Source organism: Nostoc sp. (genome assembly GCF_036917775.1).
GTDB lineage: Bacteria > Cyanobacteriota > Cyanobacteriia > Cyanobacteriales > Nostocaceae > Nostoc.
On record NZ_JBALEQ010000121.1, the window covers coordinates 30217 to 51579 of the forward strand.

Annotated in this window: 8 protein-coding genes and 1 pseudogene; 4 read left to right on the forward strand and 5 right to left on the reverse strand. The window is 40.9% G+C overall.

Annotation, left to right across the window (positions count from 1 at the left end; all coding sequences use genetic code 11):
* Positions 1–2 precede the first annotated feature (2 nt).
* The 5 genes and pseudogenes from V7K69_RS24790 to V7K69_RS24810 all read right to left on the reverse strand — a co-directional run bounded on the left by V7K69_RS24790 (position 3) and on the right by V7K69_RS24810 (position 14929).
* The gene (locus tag V7K69_RS24790) at positions 3–1679 is read right to left on the reverse strand and encodes a PfaD family polyunsaturated fatty acid/polyketide biosynthesis protein (RefSeq protein WP_335039266.1); all 1677 of its coding nucleotides are present in this window, start codon (positions 1677–1679) and stop codon (positions 3–5) included.
* A 301-nt stretch (positions 1680–1980) separates the two neighbouring features.
* The gene (locus V7K69_RS24795) at positions 1981–6729 is read right to left on the reverse strand and encodes a PfaB family protein (RefSeq protein WP_335039268.1); all 4749 of its coding nucleotides are present in this window, start codon (positions 6727–6729) and stop codon (positions 1981–1983) included.
* Between the two features lie 305 nt (positions 6730–7034).
* On the reverse strand, positions 7035–8762 hold the full coding sequence (locus V7K69_RS24800; protein WP_335039270.1) for an SDR family NAD(P)-dependent oxidoreductase: 1728 nt from the start codon (positions 8760–8762) through the stop codon (positions 7035–7037).
* Between the two features lie 235 nt (positions 8763–8997).
* Positions 8998–14430 (reverse strand): beta-ketoacyl synthase N-terminal-like domain-containing protein, encoded by a 5433-nt coding sequence (locus V7K69_RS24805; RefSeq protein WP_335039272.1) that lies wholly within the window; start codon positions 14428–14430, stop codon positions 8998–9000.
* A 242-nt stretch (positions 14431–14672) separates the two neighbouring features.
* Positions 14673–14929 (reverse strand): annotated as a pseudogene (locus tag V7K69_RS24810) (hypothetical protein).
* Positions 14930–16495: 1566 nt separating this feature from the next.
* Between V7K69_RS24810 and V7K69_RS24815 the strand changes: the two are divergent.
* The 4 genes from V7K69_RS24815 (at position 16496) to V7K69_RS24830 (ending at position 21318) form a co-directional block, all read left to right on the forward strand.
* Positions 16496–17704 (forward strand): ABC exporter membrane fusion protein, encoded by a 1209-nt coding sequence (locus V7K69_RS24815; RefSeq protein ID WP_335039275.1) that lies wholly within the window; start codon positions 16496–16498, stop codon positions 17702–17704.
* 81 nt (positions 17705–17785) lie between these two features.
* Positions 17786–18964, forward strand: coding sequence for an ABC transporter permease DevC (gene devC, locus V7K69_RS24820; RefSeq protein ID WP_335039277.1), 1179 nt, complete (start codon positions 17786–17788; stop codon positions 18962–18964).
* Between the two features lie 207 nt (positions 18965–19171).
* Positions 19172–20176, forward strand: a complete 1005-nt coding sequence (locus tag V7K69_RS24825) for an NAD-dependent epimerase/dehydratase family protein (RefSeq protein ID WP_335039279.1) — start codon at positions 19172–19174, stop codon at positions 20174–20176.
* Positions 20177–20334: 158 nt separating this feature from the next.
* A complete protein-coding gene (locus V7K69_RS24830) occupies positions 20335–21318 on the forward strand; it encodes a glycosyltransferase family 2 protein (RefSeq protein WP_335039281.1) in 984 nt (327 codons plus the stop codon).
* Positions 21319–21363: the final 45 nt, after the last annotated feature.

Consider the following 21363-nt stretch of genomic DNA (forward strand, 5'->3'; position numbering starts at 1 on the left):
TTTTAAATCTCCAACAATGATGTAGAACGAACAGGGTGATACTGACTGTAATAATCGGAAGCTTGCAGCCCTTGAATTTTCAAATTTTGAACACGGTACAAAAAGGCTGCACCAGTCATAATTTGATTAGCAACATCAACGACACCACGATTATTTGGTTCAGACAAATAGGAACCGCGTACCCAGTCATTGAAACCGCCCATTGCCGGGCCACACCAAATTTGATAATCGACTTCTCTACCTTTTTCACCAGAACTCGACCAGCGAGAAGATAATCCTAGATACCAACGGAAAATCAACGCCATTTTCAGTTTAGGATTATTAACTGCTTTCCCAAGTTTCTCAGGATTCTTTTGGGACAAATAAGCCGCAGTTCCTTCCCATACTTCAGCAATAGTTTTGCGAAAAACTTGTTTTTCTAATTTCTCTCTTTCTGCAAGTGGGATGCTTTCAATAGAATCATAAGCGCGGTAGAGTTCAAATAATTTCTGCGCTCGCATGGGGAACATTGTACCCCGTTTGAGAACTTGCAATTTGACTCCCATTTCAAACATATCTGCTGCTGGGGCCATAATCATATCAGCCATTTCAGCTTGGGCTAGTAACTTTTTGGTATGTTCACAAGCCCCAGATTCAACACATGATTGATTAATTGAGCCAGTCATTACATAAGCAGCACCCATCATAAAGGCTGCTAATGCTGATTGTGGTGTACCAATTCCCCCTGCAACGCCGATTCTAATGGGTGTTTGATAATGATATTGCGCTTGAATTTCATCTCGCAAGGCAATAATAGAAGGTAACACACAAACCAAGGGACGGTTATCTGTATGACCTCCAGAATCAGCCTCAACGGTAATATCATCAGCCATCGGAACTTTGGCTGCAAGGGTTGCTTGTAACTCAGTTATTAACCCTTGTTCAAGAAGTTCTTTAAGTATTCTGGCTGGTGCTGGTTGCAGAAATTTAGTTGCAACTTCTCGGCGAGAAATTTTGGCAATGATTTTATTTTTGATTTCAATTTGATTGGCGCTATTCAATGCCAATCCCGCAACACGGTAATAAACAATGTTGGGAGTCAAGTCGAGAAATGCAGAGGCTTCTACTGTTCTTACTTGATATTTGAGGTATAAATCCACAGCCCGGCGTTCAGTCGCAGGTTCGTTGGGGCTGTGGATTAGATTAAATGCGTAGGGCCCTTGAGGTAAGGCTTGTTGAATGCGATTGATGGCTGCTTCCAAACGTTCTGGAGTTAAACCACCTGCACCAAAGGAACTCAAAATTTGCTCTTTTCCAAGTGCAATGACCATTTCTTCGGAAGCAATTCCGCCAGCCATTGCGCCAGTAACATAGGCATATTTTACTCCATGAGAGGAGAGAAAATTTGGATCTCCAAATTGTTGAATGCGGATTGGGGCGGCAAATGTTAGCAGTTCTACTTGTGCTGTTGTGCCATTATCACCAGGGGATAAATAACCCTCGTTAGTGACACCGATTTTTCCGGCAACTTTCACGATGTAGCAGGGTTTATTTAACACCATCAATTTATCTTTGATGGTTTGTTTCTCAAAAGATACAGTTTCTAAAGAACCTTTCCAAACTTGGTTTTTGTTATGCGACCAAGCGGAGAAGTTAAGACCATTATCGTGTTTACTTAGTACCGTATCTACGGTTGTCACGGTAGTTATCCCTCGGATTACAAACAATGGATGATTAAATTTGAAGGGTGTAGACTCTTTATATAGCAATCCTAAATCGTATGTGAAAACTTCTCTCTTCCTTAGCGCTCTTGGCGTCTTGGCGGTTCGTTCATTTCCAAAACTTAGATAGGATTGCTATATAAATCTAAATTTTCATACCAATTCTCCATGAAGATGCACGTAATAATTTTTAAACGAACCGCCAAGACGCCAAGAGCGCTAAGGAAGAGAGGAGTTAATAATTAGTTGGTGCAAGTTGAGAGAGAATTGGTATGAGATATTAAGATTCGTCGTTAAGCAAGTTTTGGGCGCAAGCTAGTTGCAATTGAATGATTTCGCTCATTTGCTGACTGTAATCTTGTCTAGCTTGTAAGAAGGCTGTGTGTGCTTTAGTTATCTTTGAATTATTAGCATTGAGCTTTTGATACTGGGTCTTATTTAAATCGAACATACTGATGATGCTACTAATTTTTTGAGTTCTGACGGGGGGGAAAGAAACAGGAATTGGCTGTCTAATTGCGCTTGACTCAGAAGATTGTAATTGTTCTCTCGGTTGAAAAACGTTATCAATGATATTTTTCGGTTTTACTTCTTCTGGCTGAGGCAAGATGTTAGGGGAATAATTTTCTTCTTGGGTTATGTGGTTGGAAGTGTTAAGAAAATCTGTGATTTCAGATTGTTGGATATTAGGTATATCTGGATGCTGTATTTTGAAGCGATCGCACTTAATATCCTCAACCAAATTTTCAACAAGTTTACGATTCTCTTCGCTCAAAATTGTAGCAGCGATCGCTTTCCCACCCAAGGTAACTGTTCTCAATGTTGCTTTATTTGAATTAGCAGTGTCTTGGGCTTTGCTATACAGTGGTGATAAATCCACGTTCACCTGATGACTGAGTAGTTTTGCTAATGCTTTGACCATCGAAGCATGGTCATCCATCCCTCTACGATTTAGAGAGACTGTGATATGTTCTTGGCTGCCGAGAATTTTGTCAATCCATCGGGAACAGACACTACCTGCGCCTGCTTCTAGAAATATTTTGACCCCATCGCCGTAGACACGATTTACTAATTGCGGAAAATCAAGTTCTTGGCACAATCCTTTGGCGATGTTGTGAGCAATAGTATCTCTTTCAAGTGTAACTGGTTGATAATCGGCGGCTGAGTAAAACACAATACCAGGGAGATTTTGCGATGGTAAGCTGTTTACCTTCTTGATTTCCTCGAACTGCGATCGCATCGCTTCACAATGTATCACATGGTCGAAGGGAGCAGGGAAAGAATTACAACCTAAAGTCGCAATCACTCGCTTGCAGGCTGCATCTTCACCAGCAATTAATACTTCTTCTGGTGTGTTGATTTGAGTTAAGTAAACGTGATTCTCATGTTTCAGGCATTCTCTAACTTGAGATGGAGTAGCCATGAGAACATAGGTATTCCAAAAATTGTTGTTTGGTGAATCGGTTAATCCCCAATATTCACGCACCGCATTTTTCGGCCCAGATAACTTATCACCAAATAGAGGCGATGAGTTTAAGGTATTACTTCCACCCTCAAAATCACTCCAAACTCCTTGGGCAACCATCATACTAGTTTCACCCAAACTATACCCAAATACAGATTGCGGCTTGACTTTAAAATCATCTCGGAAAATTGCTGTCATGTATCTAGCAAAGGCGATTTCACTTTCAAACATTGCCAGTGAATCATCTAACAATTGCTTTTCGAGAGTTTCTAATTGCCTGGTTGTCAATTTAGGTAAGCTTCTGGGATAAACCAGCTTTTCAACATCGGCAGCCCGGTTGTAAAGATTATTACTTTTTAAGTCCTCAAAAACTTTCGGAAATAAGCGGAAGACGCTGCGACCAATGCCAATATAAGAATTGACTGCTGCGGGGTAAACGTAAGCAACTGCCCCAGTTTTACCCAATGGTTTCGCTGTGAAATAACTACCTAGTGGTGTTTGCCAATCTGTGCCGTTTTCAAAGGCATTGTTTACACCTTTGCGGGCAGATTCAATTTCTTTGAGTAAATCTTTGGTGTTACGTCCTGTGATTGATAAGACGTATTTTGGATCAGATTGCTGTTGAAAGGTAGCAAATGTTTGGCTGGCGGTAGCTGATAAAGAAGAACTAGCTTCGATGGATTTCTGGAGATGGTTTAGGATATCGGGTATAGTGGAGCGATCGCTAACTGCGATAGGAAACAGATGAAAAGGCATTTGTTGCAAATATCTGTTGTCGCGCTCCTCTTGGCTGGGTTCCTCCGATAAGATTAAATGGGCGTAACTGCCATCTATACCCATGCTATTAATCGCTGCTATTCTGCGTGTGCCGCCTTTATCGACAAACCAAGGTCTTGATTCCATCGCCACATAGAAAGGACTACCTTCCCATACTTGCGGTGTTTTGACACCAGACCATTTGGGTGTGGCGGGAATATACCTGTAATAAAGACAGAGAGCGGTTTTGATTAAGCTAGCAATTCCCGATGCTGTATAGGTGTGGCCGATATTGGATTTAACGCTACCTAAGGCACAGTGCAAACCATTGCCCACTTTCGGATAAGCTTGCAGTAAACCTGTGATTTCGGCTTCATCCTCCTGGGGAACGCCACTACCGAAGACTTCCACATAGTTAACCTCTGTGGGTTGAATCTCAGCCATCTGGAAAGCTTGTTTGCAGACATCACTGATAGCTGAAGCATCAGGTTTTACCAAAGCGTCACTCAAAGTAGAATTACCTTGTGCGAAACTCATGGCATCAATTACTGCATAGATGCGTTCATTGTCTTCTTTAGCAGCTTCGTAACGCTTGAGGACGACAGCACCCGCACCTTCGCCAACCGTCCAGCCGTTAGCTTGTTGGTCATAACCCAACGTATTGACACCCGTATTAATTGGGGCAAATTGGCTGCGGAATAAGACATTTTCCACACCGCCGGCTAAATCTACCGCACCCACAACGACTGCATCAACTTCTCCAGTAGCGAGTAGCATTTGGGCAACTTCCAACGCCTTGAGGGCAGAATTTTCGCCGGCGCTGACGGTGAATGCAGGGCCAGTGAAATTCCACAAAGCAGAAATCCGACTCGCCATGATGTTGGCGATGTGACTTACATATTCGCCGATTTCTACTGGTTGGTGAATGCTATCTTTGACAATGGTTTCCAGTTGGGAAAGCTGTTCAGCAGGTAGAGAAATTCCTTGGTTGAGTAAACCATCCTTAACTTGCCAAGATAAATTCCATCTTTGCTGTAGCTGATGCACAGAGAATTCTGTCTCGGCGGCAACAATCACAGCCACATTGCCACCCTCCTGTAGTTTCGCATCTTTTACGGCGCGATCGCTAACTTTCAGAAGCAACAATTGTTGTGGGTTTAGCTTTTCGATTTCATTCGGTGGGATTTTGCACGATAAAGTATCGATTTCAAAATCCTTGATATATGCCCCTACTGGTGCTTTCCCGTCTGTTAAACCGTACTCTTTCAGGACATTTTCTTGATTTTCTATACCATGCCATCTTTGAGGCGGTAAGGAAGTAAAATGCTGTGTTCCATCATAAATACTGCGTTCAAAAGCATCTAAACCATTGCAGTTACCAAAAAAGGCATCCATGCCGACAATGGCGACTTTGGTAGGTGGAACAGGTGGAATTGATTCAACTGATTCTGCTGTATTTCCTTGTTCTAAAATCAGATGAGAATTAGTGCCACCAAATCCAAAAGCGCTGATAGCCGCTCGTTTAATTGGTGCGTTATTATTTGGCCATGCTGTAGCTGTTCTAACAATTTTGTCGGCAGAAATTGTACCTTTTTCTGACGTTAAAGGTTCCGAAACATTCATGGTTGCTGGAATTACACCATGAGACATACTCAAAATCACTTTAGTCAAGCCAACCATGCCAGCAGCAGTTAGCAAGTGACCAGTATTTGCCTTAGCAGAACCCACTAGAGGCGCAGCTTGGTGTTGACCAAAAAATGTTTCGATAGAGTTGAATTCGGTTGTATCTCCTAGCAATGTGCCAGTGGCGTGACACTCTAAATAATCGATGCTTTTTGGACTAAAATTCGCCTCATTATAGGCTCGTTCAAAAGCTAAGGTTTGTCCTTTAGGATTCGGACTTAATAAATGCTTCCCTTTGCCATCATTGGAGAGTCCATTACCGCAGATGGTAGCAAGAATATTATCACCATCTCTAACGGCATCAGAATATCTTTTCAGCATCACCATCCCGACACCATCGGCGGGAATTAGCCCTCTAGAGGATTTATCTAAGGGGCGGCTGATACCGTTTTCTGCATACCCTTGAACACCGGAAAATAACATCCGCACGAATAGAGAATCTGCACAACTGATGGCTCCAGCTAACATGACATCAGCTTTGTGTGACCATAAGTAATGAGATGCTAGTTTAATCGCATAAAATGATGACGAACAAGCAGCATCCAGACATAAATTAATCTGGGATAGAGATAGTGCTTGAGCTACGATAGATGCTGGTAAACCAGATATCATCGCATTGTATAAAGACGCTTTGGTTGCACTTGGTACAGCTAAATCAAAATCTTCATACTGCAAAAGTTCTCTGACGGCAGGATTAATAGCTTGCTGGTAAATTGGAGAGAATAATTGATTAGATAATTTTGTCGGGAATGACAAATTACCTAAAATTACGCCACATTTTGCTAGGACAGTTTGATTACCCCAATAACCACTCTGTACAATTGCTTGTTTAGCGGCATACAATGACCATTTGAAGGTGTTATCTAAACCAGCAACAAATTCTGATGGTAGATTGTATTCAGATGGATTAAATTGAAAGTTGCGGATGTAACCGCCTTTGAGGGAATAGGTTTTGTCTGGTGTACCTTTGACTGGATTATGAAAGATTGTCGGATCTACTCCGATTTCTTCGACTGTTGCAGAGGATGTCGAATCTTTTTGATTAACGATGTTTTGCCAGTATTCTTCAGGATTTTTGGCATCGGGAAATAGGCATGACAATGCGATGATGGCTATTTTTTCCACGATTTATATGCTCCGAGTTTGGGTATTTAGCAAGAGATAATTAAAAGGCAGGATTTACGCTGTTCCCCAAACTTAAAACGAGGCAAATTATAACAATCCTAAGATTAACTTAGCCCTGATAGTTCGTAGTAAAGACTTTATTGCTTAGTACAACCTTTCATGAATTCTCTGCGAACCTTTGCGTTTCCCTTTGCGCCCCTACCCTGCGGGAAGGCGAAGCGCCTATGCGTTTAAAATTCAACCCTCAATTCGCCACGAGTTCACGGACTAAAGTCCTTACTACAAACTTTTAATTTCACAGATTCCTAGCTTCTAAGCATTTTCATTGACCAAATAATGGCATGAGCGCCGAGCATTCGTGAATAGATTTTACCTTGGCGGTCGTGTATGATAAAGTTTGCGATCGCACTACTTGGTGTCTTAGCTAGTACTTCACAAGAAACGTAAAATGTTTCGTTATGTGGTATCATCGCAAACTGTTCAAATTTTTCTACTTTTCCAGGTAAACAACCTTCTTCATGAAAGTGTTGTGTCCAAACCCATAAGGCGTGCATACTCAAATCAGTGGTGTAAGGATTTACCCATTGCACGGGGAATTGTCCTTGTTGCTGTGGGGTGAGTTCTGGCCACAGACATTCTGTAGTAATTTTTTCAGGGCTGATGTTTAAAACTCTTTTGATTTCTTGAAAAGCGGGGCCGTGAAATAATGTAGCCCCACCATTTTGGTAAAAATCTTTTCCTGTAGCGGTGATGATATTATCTTCTTCGAGATTGAGAGATTCATAAGTGGGTACATCTGGGATTTCTCGCTGGAGATTGAGTTGAGCGCTAAAATGAAAATGGATTCTTCCTTGTGGGTTTTTACTCGAAATTTTGGCTTTAAGTTCGATTCTTTCAAGATTAACTTTAGAAATTTCTTCTATCTCTAAAAGATGTTCTTTTGCTAATGTCTCATTGAAAGTAATCCCCTTTAAAACTTTAAAATCTTGGTAATTAAACAACCGATAACCAGGATATAATTGTTCACAAGCATTAATAATCCAGGTCATTGCACAAGTTGCAGGTAAAACTGGAGAACCGGCAATCGTATGATCGTGCAAAAATGGATTAGCCTCCAATGTCATTTGGCGACGAATACGATAAGTTCGTAATTCTGAATCTAACTCTGTAGCCATTGGAACTAGTGGACTACCAATAACAACTTGCGCGGTTGCATGATTGGTATGATCCATTTCTTTCACGAGCATTTGTGCCCCGACTGCAATGGGAATTATTTCAATTTTTCGCTCTTGAAAAATCTTCTTTAATTCTGCTGTCACCATCCCACTATCCCAAGCGCCCCAGTTGATAGCGACGACATGACATGAGGGATAACTTTGCTTAAATATATGGGCTGATTTGTTCAGAATTTCATTTGCGATCGCATAATCAGATTGTCCAGGATTTCCGTAAAAGCCTGTTACGGAAGAAAACAAAACTAAATGCTGAAGTTGATTAGGGTTAACGCAAGTTAGCAGGTTTTCTAAACCTTGAACTTTGGCGGTGTAAACTTTTTCAAAATCCTCTTCTGTTTTCTTTTCAATTAACTTATCAGCTAAGTTTCCCGCGCCGTGGATGATTCCGGTAATTGGGCCGAGATGTTGCACAGCAGTAGCAAGTTTTTCTTGCAAAGCTTGCGTATCTGTGACATCGACGCTGATATATTCGGCTTTAGCTCCGGTTTTTTCAATTGCTGCTAGGGTCTTTTTAATCTCGCGGCTGGAGGTAATTTTGTTATATATTTTTTGCACATTCATGGGTGTGGGCTTCTCTCCTTGGGAAAGAAGATTTTCCATGATACATTTTTTCAATGCGGAATCATCAGAATTTTGAGCATAATCTGGCTCGGTTTCTAATAGTTCGGAGCGACCGAGGAGGATGAATTTGCAGGGTTGCTGTTGGGCTAATCTGATAGTACACTCAGCCGTAATCCCTTTTGCACCGCCGCTCACGACAAAGACAGATGATGGACTAAGCTGGGCTGTTTGTGTCATAAATCCTCGTGAATACCTGCATAAATTGGGTTTTTTGATATACGAACCGCGAAGACGCGAAGAACGCGAAGGAAGAGAAATAAGTAGTTTTCTTGTAGTAAAAAACTAGTAGCAGCCCTAAAGGATTTGTGAGATTCTCTGTTTATTTCTTTTCTTCGCGCCCTTCGCGCCTTCGCGGTTCGTTAAAAACAGGAATTTTCACAACTCAAATAGGACTGCTATATCAAAGAACTAATTAATCGGCGATAATGGTGACTCGTCCTTGTGAGCCATACCCAACTTCACTTATATAAAGATTGGGGTCGTGAAGTTCGGCGATAATGTTTTGTACTGACTGTTTAGCATCAAGTCTGGGACTTAGATCGATCGCACGAGTAAATACCTTTGGCCATTCCCATCTCAGGGTTTTGGTTAATCCAAACAAACCAGCGCCGATCGCACCGAAGTTGACTTTGTACTCCAAACCGAAGGCTCCATCGAGATGAGCAACTGTGCAGAAACAACTACGTCCATGTTTTGCGGCTTCGTTTAGGGAAGGTTTGAGGTGTTTCGCCATTAAAAATACGTGCTTGACGATCGCCTTTTCTGATTCGTTATAAGAAATACTCCCGGTGTGATTTCCTACAAACATCGGATGTAGATGGATGAAAGCCCCAATCGTTCCGCAGTGAGATGCGATCGCTTGCAATTGTTCTTGAAGATGTTCTTCACTTAAGTTTGCTAAGGTGACGCGCGTTACTCCTGTAGGTAAAGGTGCTTGTTGAGCGATGAGCGATTGGGGGAAGCTGATAACTACTACTTTCCAGCCTTTCTCGATTAGGGATTCGGTTAATTTATAGGTGGTGAGGGAACCATCATCGGTGATTAAACCGATGTGTCCCTCTGGTAACGTGAAATCCAAGTAATCCGGCTGTGGTAAGCTTCTGAGTTTGACGAGATGGCGCTGGATATTATGCTCTAATTCCGGTGGCTGCTGTTGGACAAACTCAGGCTCAGACTTTTTTTTTTCACCTCCAGCCAACTGCTGTAGGTAATCGACTATTTGACCGATGGTGCGGAGGTCGCCGAGTTCTTCAATATTCGGTTTGGGTAAGTTGGGGTACATTTCTTGCATCGCCCCTAAGATTTCTACCCGTTTAATCGAGTCAATCCCTAAGTCGGCTTCCATGTCCATTTCCAGTTCCAGCATCTCGACTGGATAGCCGGTCTTATCGCTAGTGATGGCTAACAGGGTTTCACCTAAGTTTGCAAATTCATCACTTGTAGAGGGAGCAGCTTCTGGTTCTGGAGTGAATGCGACAACTACGCTTGGTTCCGGTGCAACGACTACCTCAACTATTGGTGCAGTCTCGACTGGAACCTCGGCTGCTGGTTGTACTTCGTGAATTGCAATTTCTACCGAAACACTTTTGGAAGCGTGAGATTGCAGATACTCTACAACTTGACCGATGGTGCGTTTTTCTGACAGTTCTTCTAAATTGGGCTTGGGTAGGTTGGGGTACATTTCTTGTAGCGCACCCAAGATTTCTACCCGTTTGATGGAGTCAATTCCTAAATCAGCCTCCATGTCCATGTCCATTTCCAGCATTTCGACTGGGTAGCCGGTCTTGTCGCTGGTGATGGCTAAGAGGTTTTTATCCAAGTCAACAATATCGATGGTTGCGCCAGATACAGGTGCAGCAGTTGTGGGTGCTGGCTCTGGAGTAAATGCAACAACGTCGTTGGCTGGAGGTGAGCTAATTTTGACTACAACCTCGGCTTGAGGTTCTACAACTGTGACAGGTGGCTCTACTGTCTCAACAGTTGCAAAATGCGGTGTGGGCAGTAGAGACGCAATCGCTGGGGATACAGGAGTTTCAACTACAGGCTCTACAGCAGCCGGGAGAGGTGCTTGGGTAACATTTAAGTCGTTTTTAGCTACAGGCTCGGTTACAGGTAAAAGCTGGCTTTCTACTATCTTAGTCGGTGCATCACTAACAGTTGTTTCTGTGGTGAATGGAGTGAAATTACTTAGTTTCTCTGTTAGTTGAGTTACTCCCTCACCTGAGATGATTTGAGAATACTCTTGCTGAATGAGTTGGAAAAAGCTCTTAGTATATTCCAGTTGCTCTTGAAGATATTGCTCATGGATGCGTAGAGTTTCACCTTGTTGGGAATGAAACTGCATCATGCTGCGCTCTAAGCTTTCCATGACAACTAGCTTCATTTTGGCAGTTTCGGCTGTTGATTTACTTTCACTCAACAAGGAATTCTGCTGCTGCATCAGTTGGAAAAACGCTTTGGCGTATTCCATTTGATGGTTGAGATAAGTACCGTGAACTTGTAAATTCTCGGCTTGATTTTCCTGGAACTGTGTCAGGAGATATTCTAAACTTGCTAAAAGTTGTTCGTAATTTGTAAGTTTTTCTGGTGTTGGTTGCATCTTAGATTCCTGGGCTGGTTGCGACAGGGTGACAGGATTCATCTGTTGCTCTGGCTGGGTGATGATACTAGCAGTCACACCGTTCATTACTGGGGTAAGTTTTTTATGTCCGTTAGTCTCTATCACTGCTACAGGTGGAGTTACACCGGGGCTGCTAAATAAAGGAGCCGCTTCAGAATATTCGGGGGTGGGTAATGTGACTTTGTGCCCATCCTGCAAAGCTAGAGCGAAGGCATTTTTCGTTTTTTCGGATCTGTAGTTGATGCCGTTTAAACGCACATTTAATGTCTTCTTCGTCTCAATTGGGGGGATAGTTTGGGGAAGTTGGTAAGGATCGAGGTTATTCAAAGCCAAGCCAATTACCCGTAACTGCACAACTGCTTCTCGCAAAGAGCGATCGCTATTCTTTTGAGTGCTGGGGTTCAAAGATACGGTGATGTGTGGGCGATCGCCAAGAATCTCTTTCACCAAGTTGCTAAGAATTCTCCTCGGCCCAAATTCTACAAAGCAAGTACCACCCGCCGCATAGATGTTTTCAATTTCCTGCTTGAACAGCACTGAGTTGGAAAGGTGCGTTTCCAGAATCTTTTGAATACCTTGGGCTTCTTTGGGATACTGCTTACTGGTAACGTTGCTGTAAACAGGGATTTTGGGACTTTGGAATTTGACAGACTTGGTAGCGATCGCAAAGGATTTCTGAGCAAAGGCGATTAGCGGTGTATGGAACGCTGCTGATACAGGTAACAATACAGCTGTATATCCTTTCTCGTGTAAAATCTCTCTGACTTTCGCTATTTCTGCGGTAGGGCCAGCCAAGACAAATTGAGTGGGAGAATTTTGATTAGCGATCGCAACTTGGGGAAAATGTCTGATTACTGCTTCTACTTTGCTGATGTCTTCTTTGACAGCCAGCATACTTCCCGCATCATGATCCGGATCTTCGGGTGCAGCCATTGCTTGTCCCCTAGCTTTCACTAAGAACAAGTAATCTTCTGTACTCAAAACTCCCGCAGCCCATAGTGCTGTTAGTTCGCCAAAGCTATGACCAGCAACAAAATCTGACTTAAATCCAGCTTGTTGCAGGATGCTGTACATCCCTGCACTCAACACCCCGATGGCTGGTTGAGCATATTCTGTGCGTTGTAAGGCAGCAATTTGGACATTCTTTTCTGCTTCCTCAAACACAGGATGAGGAAAAACAATCTCTGAAAGCGGCTGCAAATTATCTTTGAGCAACAGGCTATCCATATAACCATGAAGACGGCGCATCAAAGGAAAATTCATCACCAGTTCGCGTCCCATCTCTAGGTATTGCGAACCTTGTCCAGAAAATAGAGAGACAACTTTTCCGCCCAACTCCATACCAGAGGAACGGTAATAAATCCCTTGGGGATGCTCCCAAGATGCTGCTGACCCTTTGAGTTTCAGCCAGTCAATGCTAGTTTGCAGGAACTTGCAAGCTTCTTCGAGATTCTCAGCGACAAACCCAAATCTAGGAGCAGAGAGGGGAATCTGTTGTGATTTGCACTCATTGACTAATTGTGCATAATATGCAAGTGCATCTGGCGATACTCCTGCGGAGTCACTTCGTGAACGCAACTTACCTAAAATCTCTTCCGACTTGCTCAACAATTGCTCTACTGTAGGAGCAAACAACAGCACTTCACTAGCACCACTGTGTAAGCGGTAAGCGGCGTTTTGGTCGGCTTCATATTCTTCCAAAACAACGTGATAGTTGGTTCCGCCAAAACCAAAAGAACTTACACCTGCACGTCTTGGCGCTTCCCCTTCTGGACGAATCCAAGGTCTGGTTTCAGTATTCAAATAAAAGGATGAATTTTTAATGTTGAGTTTGGGATTCGGCTCAGTAATGTTAATTGTGGGTGGTAATACTTTGTGATGTAAAGCCAAAGCAGTTTTAATCAAACTCGCCGCACCCGCAGCCGCTTTTGTGTGTCCGATTTGCGATTTCACACTACCCAAAGCGATATGCTGCTTTTTGTCATCATGTACATCAAAGAAGTCTTTTAAAGAACCGAATTCTGTCGGATCTCCAGCCATTGTGCCTGTGCCATGTGCTTCCATCAAACCAACAGTAGCGGGAGAGAAGCCGGCATCTTCATAAGCGCGTTCTAAGGCTTTGACTTGACCTTCTTTGCGAGGAGCATAAATGCTCTTGTAACGCCCATCGCTGGAAGTACCAATACCTTTAATTACGGCATAGATTTTATCGTTGTCCCGTTCCGCATCTTCTAACCGTTTGAGGACAATCATCCCAATACCTTCACCCAGCATCATCCCATCAGATTTTGCATCGAAAGGTTTGACATTTTCACTAGGAGAAACCGCCGGTGTTTTGCTGAACGAGATGTAAGCCATGATGGTGTTATCGGTATCAACACCACCAGTCAGCATCATGTCAGAACGATGCTCAACTAGCTCACTAATTGCCATTTTTAAAGCACCAAAGGAACTAGCACAAGCGGCATCAACTACACAATTCATCCCGCCAAAATTTAGGCGATTGGCAATTCTACCCGCGACTACGTTAGCTAACATCCCAGGGAAAGCGTTCTCATCCCATTTCACGTAAGCGCTTTTGATTTTCTCAACGATTTTTTGCGTATCTTCATCAGATAAACCACTGCTTTTGAGTGCTTTTTCCCAAATCGGATATTCCAACCTGGCAGAAAGTGGCATTCCTAATTGCTTGGCCATCGCCACGCCTAAGATTACACCAACAGTCTCGCGGCTAAACTCGCGTTTTTCACCATAACCTGCATCTTCCATTGCCTCTTTCGCAACCACTAAACTTAATAGTTGCGATACATCTGTGACTTCCAAAATGCTGGGTGGTATGCCGAATTCCATCGGGTTAAAATCTACCTCTGGAAGAAACCCACCTCTTTTACAGTAGGTTTTATCTTCAGTAGTTCTGGGATTAGGATCGTAATAATCTTCGACGCTCCAGTGAGTAGAAGGAACATCAGTAATACAGTCAATTTTGTTTACAATATTTTGCCAGTATTCCCGCAAATTTCTGGCTTGAGGCAATAGAGAAGCCATCCCAACAATGGCAATAGGATTGTGTTGTAATTGTCTGTTAATTTTGTTAATTGACACTGATTTATCTGATTTATCTGACTTCATGTTTTTTTCCTCTATAGACCTCATCACAGCCTTCTCACAATTATTGATAAGGCTTTCTAACTCCGCTAAGGCAGTATCAATTGAATAAGCAGACATAGGGCATAGTTAGTACTGTGGATTGTGTAGTTACAGTAATTTCTGTTGCCTACTAATTAATGGAAAACTTTGGTTTTGTAAGCAGTTAGCTATCTTGTTTTTGCTAAATGCTTGTCTCCAAATCGACACCACACGATACATACTGCCGGGGTAAAGCCTTATGTTTCCAGGCGACTTTGGCATACTGCGTAGGCGTAGCCCGTCGTAGACATCGCGAAAAAATGTTATCCAACGCTAGACTCTTAAAATTGTGGCAATAGGTCAATAACGTTGTTAAAACTGGTAAAATAGTCTTGGAGTGTAATAGCTGCTTGACCAGTGAATTTAATCCATTTGTAATGGTAGAGATTTTGAGTAATGGTATCCTACTGGAGTGATGGAAACTGAGGAGTAGCTAAGAGAACAGAAATGTTTTTTCACCCGAAAGCTTTTGATTATCTAGACTAACCACAGCAACATAGCTGTTGTTAATGACAACGTTCTGTATCTCTAAAGTCATAGCCAATTTCAACGTTCGGGATAATGTATTTTATGCTATTTGAACTAAGAAAGTTGACAAGTTCGTTACACAAAAGACACCACCTTTAAACCGAATTTATGCAAGTTGAAAAAGTAATAAAACGAGCAGACGTTCATGGAGAAGCAGTTATCTTTAGTTATTTTTAATTTCAAAATCTCAATTAAATAACTAGTTTGTCTAACCACTTTAAAGCATTGAATTAATAAAAACACTAACATACTTTACAGAAACTAAATCATTTCTTTAAAGTTATTTTATAAAGAAACATCCACAATTACTGATGTTAATTTGAATAAAATTCAGACTTTCAGTATAATTTATGACTCTATAAATTCGTTGGAGATTTTGTTATCTACGGGTTAGATAGAAGTGAATTACAGCTATTTTAAGATAAATAGGACTTCCGCAAGAACTCTCTGAAACTCTTCTCTCTCCGTGTTATCTGCGCCCTCTGTGGTTCGTTTTTTCCTGATTTCGCGTAAGTCCTGATAAATAACCATACGGTAGGAGCGCAAACCCTTGCGCCCCTACGACGGATGTGGTTCAAATACATAAAAACAGTTGTCTACTAAGTAACAATTCAAGAAATACATAGATAAATTGGATAACCATAAGTATGTTTTCTCAGAGAAACATCATAATTTAATTTAGTCAAAATTTCTGGTTATTTTTCAATATAAGTCAAGTTAAGAAGTGAAGCGGTTATTTATAAAGCAAATGTTAATTTTTACTATGTTGCTTGATAAACATAATCATGATTGCATTAGTTAAAAAAGCGGTTAGAAAAGCAGAGCGAATGGGATGCCTACGCCACAATGTATGTGCTTGCTTCACCGTAGGAGTACGTGGCTACACAAACATTCCACCCTTTGCCTTCGCGCAGGGTAGACCACCCTAATAAAAATTGGGTATTTAAAACATATACAGGTGGGCAAAGCCTTGTGTAGGTGCGGTTTCTAAGCGCTATTTAATTACTATGAGTAAAACCAATAATAATGTCTTATACTACACAACCCTGTTAACAAGAATCTGTTAGTAATATCAAATCTACTTAATCACTAACTATCTGTTGGTATTCAATTAGCAGATAAGAGATTTCAGAATTTAATCTTACTATGAACAAATTTTTAGTGAGAGAATCAGGACTTATGCAAAGTCAATCGGTTGACAAAACACAATTTCTACGCCATAGTTAATAACAAGTTTATCCAAGTTTTGATTTCATTTTTATTGGCGTTTCCTTGTTCTTGAGAGTTAAGATTTCTGGTTAGCGCTATTGTATTTTAAGCTACTGGATTAGATGTCAAATTAGGATATAACTTAGGAAGCTTTGAAGTAACACCACCATTACTTTTCACGCCACAATAGTAGTTTTGGGCGGTAAAAGCGTACAACAATTCATATAAAACCACTTTAGATACATCCACTTGATTAAGGTAGAAACCTTGGAGGAAAAGCTCTCTAAGTAATTTGTGGATGAGTCTATTCTAATGGACTAAATATAACCAGGCTATCCCCTAAAAAAAGCAGAATTGGAATGAAAAGATGGCAGTAAATAAAGAAAACCGATTATTTACAAAACCCGTAGGTAGATCGCAATTAATTTTAGCAGCTTCTCTAACTTTAGCAGCCGGATTAATAGCTTTTTATAGTTTGGTACCATTTTGGTCTAAGCCTAAAGTTGTGACAGCGCCAGCCAATCCGCCAAAGGCTGCTACACCTGTAAAAGTTGCTGTAACCGCCTTGGGACGTTTGGAACCAGAAGGCGAAGTTACTTCTTTGACTGCTCCTGCTTCTAATAATGGGGTGAGAGTAGAAAGACTGTTGGTGAAAGAAGGAGAGGCGGTTAAAGCAGGGCAATTACTGGCTTATTTAGAAAATTATGGGCGTTCTAAAACCGCATTACAACAGGCTATAGACAAACTGCAAGTTGCCAAAGCTAAATTAGCGCAAGTTAAATCTGGAGCTAAAACTGGAGATATCGATGCTCAAAAGGCAGCGATCGCACGTTTAGAGCCACAATATAAAGGGGACGTTGCTACACAACAGGCGACAATCGACCGCATCCAGGCGGAAGTAGACAACGCTCAAGCTGAGAACAATCGCTATCAACAATTATATAAACAAGGTGCGATCGCGGCATCTGTCGCAGATACCAAAGCTTTGCAACTCAAGACCACACAACAGCAGTTATCAGAAGCTCAAGCCACCCTCAAACGCACTCAAGACACATTCCAAGAACAGAAGAAGCAAGCACAAGCACAACTCACCAGTATTAGCGAAGTGCGTAGTGTAGATGTTCAAGTCGCGCAAACCGAAGTCAACAGTGCCACAACTTCTGTTCAACAAGCAAAAGCCGACTTAGATTTAAGTTACATCAAATCTCCCATAGATGGCAAAATTTTAAAAATTCACGCTAAAACCGGAGAAGTCATCAGCACCAGTAAAGGATTTGCTGAGATAGGTAAGACATCTCAAATGTATGTGATTGCAGAGGTGTATCAAACCGATGTTCAAAAAGTGCGTGTAGGACAAAAAGCCACAATTACCAGCACTGCATTTACTGGAACAATCAAAGGAACTGTAAAAGAGATTGGTTGGCAAGTTGACAAGCAAAACATCTTCAGCATAAACCCTGGTTCAGATACAGATCGCAGAATAATTGAGGTAAAAATCTCCATCGATAATGCCGCAGATAGTGAGCGGGTGGCTCGTTTAACCAACTTACAAGTGGATGTCGCCATTCATATTTAGTCATTGGACATGGGGCATAGGGCATTGGTCATTAACTAATGACAAATGACAAATGACAAATGATAAATGATAAATAAATCCATGAATTTCAAAATTCCTTTAGGATGGCTACAGCTAGCACAGCAAAAAGTTCGTTTACTAGTAGCTGTAGCCGGGATTGGTTTTATTGTGCTGCTAATGTTTGTGCAACTTGGTTTTCAAGATGCTCTTTATTCCAGTGCAACCGCAGTGCATCAGAATCTCAAAGGAGATTTATTTTTGGTGAGTTCGCAATATAAATCTTTGACCTCAAATCAAAGTTTTTCACGGACTCGTTTGTACCAATCCCTGGGGTTTGATGGCGTAGAGTCAGTTAGCCCTATGTATTTGCAATTTGCCAAACTAAAAAATCCGGCTACTAGTGAGAAATATTCAATATATGTTATTGGTTTCGATCCAGGTAAACCGGTAATGAATCTCCCAGAAGTTGAGAAAAATTTAGATAAACTCAAAATTCCTGATGTTGTGCTTTTTGACCGTGGTTCTCGCCCAGAGTTTGGCCCAATAGCTGAAAAATTTAATGCGGGAGAAACTGCACAGACAATTGAAATATTTCCCTACAGTTCATTAATTGGCTATAGAGTGAGAATTGGTGGCTTATTTAGCTTAGGGCCTTCGTTTGGGGTAGACGGAAATTTACTTGTTAGTGACTCCACTTTTTTGAGGATAAATCCCAATACTCGCCCGGCAGATATGATAGATATCGGTTTGATTTCACTCAAACCTGGTACTAATGCCGAAAACGTACTGAAAAATTTACAAGCAAATTTGCCTAATGATGTCCAAGTTTTTACACGCCAAGGCTTTATTGATTTTGAGAAACAATACTGGGCTGTCAGAACACCAATTGGTTTTATTCTTAACTTGATGTTGACAATGGCTGCGGTTGTTGGTGTAGTCATCGTCTATCAAATTCTTTACAGCAATATTGCGACTCAGTTCGTTGCTTACGCCACTTTAAAAGCCATAGGTTATGCCAATAGCTATTTGTTAAACGTGGTATTTCAGCAAGCTTTAATTTTGGCAATATTAGGTTATATTCCAGGATTTATTACTTCTGTCTTGCTATACAGCTTTGCCGCAGAAGCCACTAAACTACCAATAGTTATGACCACTAATAATGCAGTGATTGTCTTAACTTCAACAGTTTTGATGTGTATAACATCAGGAGCGCTTGCCATCAACAAACTTCGCTCCGCAGATCCGGGAGATATTTTCTAACTATTCCTAAGAGCAAAATAATTAAATTATTTTGCCATGATATAGACTCATAATTAAACATTGGTGCAGGCTCTCCACAGAAAAATTATTCTTTATACAATTTTAGATTTTAGATGAAAAATATTTGCCAAAATTTAAATTTGGTATTAATTTTTAGTCTTTTATCTAACAAGTCAAATTCACCCATTTAACAATAATTTCGATTTTATGAACCTCAAAGACAAAACCCTGCTAATTACGGGAATTGATGAATTTGTCGGTTTGCGTACAGCCGAGTTAGCCATCGCACAAGGGATGAAGGTTCGTGGACTGAAAAGTTCTACAGAACAAAACAAACAATTGCAGAATTTAGGTGTTGAGATAATTATTGGTAGTATCACCGATTCTACTATTGCTCAAAAGGCTTGTCAGGGAGTAGATATCGTTTTACATACAGATCAACTTGCTGAAGAAGCTGGCGCAATTAAGAATTTTCGTGATGTCAATGTTGGCGGTACTGTCAACATGGCTAAAGCTGCTAAACAGGCTGGTGTTAAAACATTTGTGCATCTTTCCAGTGTAATGGTTTACGGTTTCAACTATCCTAATGGTGTTACAGAATCCGGGCCACTTTCTGGTGCAAATAATCCTTACTGTGAAACTAAAATAGAAGCAGAAACAGCAGTTTTAGAACTGAATAATCCTCCAGATTTTGGCATCATTGTTATTCGAGCCGGAGATGTTTACGGCCCAGGAAGTATACCTTGGATAGTCAGACCAATCTTGATGATGCGTCAAAAATTATTTGCCTGTGCCAACGATGCTAAAGGAGTGATTAATCACGTATATATAGATAACCTGATTGATGGGATCTTTCTAGCGATAGAAAAAGAAAGCTACGGTGAAATATTTAATATCACTGACGGACAAGAAACTTCTTGGAAAGAGTATTTTATGCGTTTAGCAGCAATGGAAGGTTTACAAGCACCCCTTTCATTATCGAAAGATGAAATCAAGTTGTTTCTAAAGCTACGTGTTCAGGGACAAAAACTTTTTCGGAAAAAAGTTGATATTCTACCAGAGTCTATAGATTTTATGACTCGTCCCTATGCTTGTTCTATTATCAAAGCACAAAGCCTGTTAAATTATAAACCAACAATTGATCTAGAAGAAGGAATGCAGCGAACACATGAATGGCTGCAAAAAACAGATATTCAAAACTTGATTAAATAGTCAACAGATTTTTTGAATCACTAAAATTAGCTCCCCGACTTCTTTAAGAAGTCGGGGAGCTGGACACCACCAATTATTCTGAATTATTCCGTTGCATCTGCCTAACAATTATCTGCAATTGAGCATCAAATAATTCACAGATTTTCCGAATACTTATTATGAGTAGCAATCAGCCACGATTGAGCATCGGATTACCTGTATACAATGGTGAGAAATTTCTCAAAGAAGCCATAGATTCACTCTTGGCTCAAACCTTTGAAGATTTTGAGCTAATTATTTCAGATAATGCCTCTACAGATAAAACTGAGGAAATTTGTAGAGCTTATGCTGAGAAAGACCGACGTATTTGTTATTACCGCAATGACAATAATATCGGTTGCGCTCGTAACTTTAATCGCGTCTTTAAATTGTCTTCAGGTAAGTACTTTAAGTGGGCAGCTTATGATGATCTACACGCTCCAGATTTTATCAAGAAGTGTGTTGAGATACTTGACCAAGACCCTAGCATAGTCTTGTGTCACTCCCAGACGTATTTCATTGATGAACAGGGAAAGTTTCTTCAAAATTACGAGATAAAACTTAAGGCAGATGCACTAAAACCACACGAGCGTTTTCATGAATTGCTGACCAAGCATTTATGTTATCAATGTTACGGAGTAATTCGTGCCAGTGCCTTGAGAAGGATACCACAGATGGGTGGTTATGGTAATGCAGATGGAATTCTCTTGTTAAGACTTGGTATTCTTGGGAGGTTTTATGAAATACCTGAATACCTATTTTTTGCCAGAAGCCATCCGCAACAATCAATGAGTATGTATTTCCCTAATTATTTGTTGTTTGCTAACAACACTAAAAAAACCTCATTGAGTATGCTACCTGATTTTTATGCTTATGCAGTGTGGTTTGATTCAGCAAAGAAAGGACAAATTTTATTACCACATTGGAGAATAATCTGGGAGTATTTACTCTCTATATGGCGTAGTCCCCTGAGTTTTAATGAGCAGCTTTGTTGTTATAGAAGCTTATATCAGCAGTTAAAAGGGGCAGAATATCTTTTGCTGAAAGATTTACTAAGAGTGCTGCAAGTACTTTGGAAAAGTTGTCAAACAGCAGCAATTAAAAATATCAAGTCATTCATTTAACAAATCAATTTAAAAATAAAAGCTGGTAAGTACAGCTTTTGTCCA

What these genes read in the sequence shown, in the direction of transcription:
- V7K69_RS24800 (WP_335039270.1), bottom strand. Translation starts at nt 8,762, where the DNA reads ATGACACAAACAGCCCAGCTTAGTCCATCATCTGTCTTTGTCGTGAGC.
- V7K69_RS24805 (WP_335039272.1), bottom strand. Translation starts at nt 14,430, where the DNA reads ATGTCTGCTTATTCAATTGATACTGCCTTAGCGGAGTTAGAAAGCCTT.
- V7K69_RS24815 (WP_335039275.1), top strand. Translation starts at nt 16,496, where the DNA reads ATGGCAGTAAATAAAGAAAACCGATTATTTACAAAACCCGTAGGTAGA.
- devC (WP_335039277.1), top strand. Translation starts at nt 17,786, where the DNA reads ATGAATTTCAAAATTCCTTTAGGATGGCTACAGCTAGCACAGCAAAAA.
- V7K69_RS24825 (WP_335039279.1), top strand. Translation starts at nt 19,172, where the DNA reads ATGAACCTCAAAGACAAAACCCTGCTAATTACGGGAATTGATGAATTT.
- V7K69_RS24830 (WP_335039281.1), top strand. Translation starts at nt 20,335, where the DNA reads ATGAGTAGCAATCAGCCACGATTGAGCATCGGATTACCTGTATACAAT.